The 2316-nt window shown below is 70.3% G+C and carries 4 protein-coding genes; 3 read left to right on the forward strand and 1 reads right to left on the reverse strand.

From position 1 onward, the window contains the following. From F9K34_RS18690 to F9K34_RS18700, 3 genes are all read left to right on the forward strand, one after another. Positions 1 to 225 (forward strand): hypothetical protein (locus F9K34_RS18690; protein WP_291338608.1); only part of this gene is annotated, 225 nt, incomplete at its 5' end. Positions 226 to 256: 31 nt separating this feature from the next. Next, positions 257 to 997, forward strand: a complete 741-nt coding sequence (locus tag F9K34_RS18695) for a rhomboid family intramembrane serine protease (RefSeq protein WP_291338609.1) — start codon at positions 257 to 259, stop codon at positions 995 to 997. Continuing rightward, positions 997 to 1380, forward strand: coding sequence for a GFA family protein (locus F9K34_RS18700; RefSeq protein ID WP_291338610.1), 384 nt, complete (start codon positions 997 to 999; stop codon positions 1378 to 1380). The genes F9K34_RS18695 and F9K34_RS18700 overlap by 1 nt, the downstream gene beginning before the upstream one ends. 60 nt (positions 1381 to 1440) lie before the next feature. Here F9K34_RS18700 and F9K34_RS18705 read toward each other — a convergent pair whose 3' ends face one another. Next, on the reverse strand, positions 1441 to 2232 hold the full coding sequence (locus F9K34_RS18705; RefSeq protein WP_291338611.1) for an inositol monophosphatase family protein: 792 nt from the start codon (positions 2230 to 2232) through the stop codon (positions 1441 to 1443). Positions 2233 to 2316: the final 84 nt, after the last annotated feature.

Raw genomic sequence — 2316 nt, forward strand, 5'->3', positions numbered from 1 at the left:
GCCGCGCTCGCCGCGCTCGCGGGGTTCTCGGGCGTCCTGTGGTGGGGCGACACGGCCACCGCGCGCGCCCTGACGCAGGCGCTGGCGGGCCGCGAGGGGCCGATCCTGCCGCTGATCACGGCGCAGCCCGACCGCGCGCACGTCGCGCACGAGCGCCACGTCTGCGTCGATACCACCGCCTCCGGCGGCAACGCGGCGCTCCTGGCGGAGGCGGGTACCGCTTGACGGGGGATCGCGGACGGGCGAGCGTGCGCGCATGTTCCCGATCCGCGATCACAACCCCTCCCATCGCACGCCCTTCGTGGTCTACGCGCTGATCGCGGTCAACGTCCTGATCTTTCTCGTGCAGCTCCCCTACATGGCCGACGAGCGCGCGCTCGCCGGCTTCTGGGCCGACCGCGCGCTCTATCCCGCGCTCGTGACCGAGCACATCAGCTACACCGGCATCCTCACCTCGATGTTCCTCCATGCCGGCTGGATGCACATCATCGGTAACATGCTCTTCCTCTGGATCTTCGGCGACAATCTCGAGGACCAGATGGGGCATGTCGGCTTCCTCGTCTTCTACCTCGCCTCGGGAATAGCCGCGGCCTTCGCGCATATCTACTCCGCGCCCGATTCCGCCGTGCCGACCGTCGGCGCCTCCGGTGCCATCGCCGGCGTGATGGGCGGCTATCTCCTGATGTTCCCCCGCGCCCGGGTAGACATCCTCGTCATCATCGTCATCTTCATCCGCATCCTGACCCTGCCCGCCTGGGTCATGCTCGGCCTCTGGTTCGCGCTCCAGGTCTTCAGCGGTGTGAGCATGCCGGTCGACGGCGGCGGCGTCGCCTTCTGGGCCCATGCCGGCGGCTTCGTCGCCGGGCTCGTCCTCGCCCTGCCGCTCTGGCTCCGCCGCGGCGGCCCGGGCTTCTGGGCGCGCACGCACGGCCTGCCGCCGCACCCCGAGACGGTCTACTCGCCGTCCCGCATCCCGACGGTCCGGCGGAGGCGCTGATGCTGCCCGAACTGTCCCGCCCGCACCGCGCGACCTGCCACTGCGGCGCGGTGGAGCTTGCGGTCGAGCTGAGCGACGGCTTCAGCACGGCACGGCGCTGCGATTGTTCGTTTTGCAGAAGGCGAGGCGCGATTGCGGTCACCGCTCCCCTCGACGGCGTTCGAATCGTGAAAGGCGCGGACAACCTCAGGCTCTACACTTTCAACACCGGCACGGCGCAGCACTGGTTCTGCAAGACCTGCGGCATCTACACCCATCACCGCCGGCGCTCCAACCCGAACGAATATGGCGTCAACGTCGCCTGCCTCGACGGCGTCAACCCGCGCGACCTCGGCGAGGTGCCCTGGACCGACGGGGTGAACCACCCCTCGGACGGCGCCTGAGCTTCTTCCTGGAGAAAATACTCCCGGGGGGTGTGGGGGCGGGAAGCCCCCACCGGCGCCTCACTCGGGCGCGCGCAGCACCCCGGCGAAGGCGCCGAAGATCTCGGCGTTGGCGGCGATGACCGATCCGCTCTCGAAGACGTCGCGCCCCTCGCGCACCGCCTCGCAGAAGCCACCCGCCTCGCGCACGATCACCAGTCCCGCCGCCATGTCCCAGGCGTTCAGCTCGCGTTCCCAGTAGCCGTCGAAGCGCCCCGCCGCCACATAGGCGAGGTCGAGCGCCGCCGAACCCCAGCGGCGCACCCCGGCCGTGGCCGGCATCAGCCTGGCGAGGTCGCGGAGCGTGGCCGGCAGGGTCTTCTTGGCGCCGAAGGGCACGCCGGTGGCAAAGACCGCCTCGGACATCGCCTTGCGCCCCGAGACGCGGATGCGGCTCTCGTTCATCCAGGCGCCCGCTCCCTTCTCGGCGGCGAACATCTCGTCCTTCGCCGGGTCGAAGATCACACCGGCGACCACCTCGCCCTTGTGCTCGAGCGCGATCGAGACCGACCAGTGCGGCAGGCCGTGCAGGAAGTTCGTGGTGCCGTCGAGCGGATCGACGATCCAGCGCCGGGTCGGGTCTGCGCCGGCGGTCTCGCAGGATTCCTCGCCGACCCAGCCGTAGGTCGGCCGCGCGCCGACGAGTTCGTCGCGGATGATCTTCTCGGCCGCGATATCGGCGCGGCTGACGAAGTCGCCGGCCCCCTTCACCGAAACCTGGAGGTTCTCGACCTCGCGGAAATCCTTCACGAGGCTCCGCCCCGCCTTCCGCGCGGCCTTGATCATCAGGTTGAGGTTGGCGCTGCCCTGCATCGTCGGTCTCCGGGAAGGATCAGGCGGCGGCTATACGCGGGCCGGGCCCGGATGTGAAGGGGAAAACGCCCCCGCCGCCCGCCC

The organism is Albidovulum sp. (assembly GCF_008933605.1).
GTDB lineage: Bacteria > Pseudomonadota > Alphaproteobacteria > Rhodobacterales > Rhodobacteraceae > Albidovulum.

Coding starts and splice junctions, on each gene's coding strand:
- F9K34_RS18695 (WP_291338609.1), top strand. CDS start 257: ATGTTCCCGATCCGCGATCACAACCCCTCCCATCGCACGCCCTTCGTG.
- F9K34_RS18700 (WP_291338610.1), top strand. CDS start 997: ATGCTGCCCGAACTGTCCCGCCCGCACCGCGCGACCTGCCACTGCGGC.
- F9K34_RS18705 (WP_291338611.1), bottom strand. CDS start 2,232: ATGCAGGGCAGCGCCAACCTCAACCTGATGATCAAGGCCGCGCGGAAG.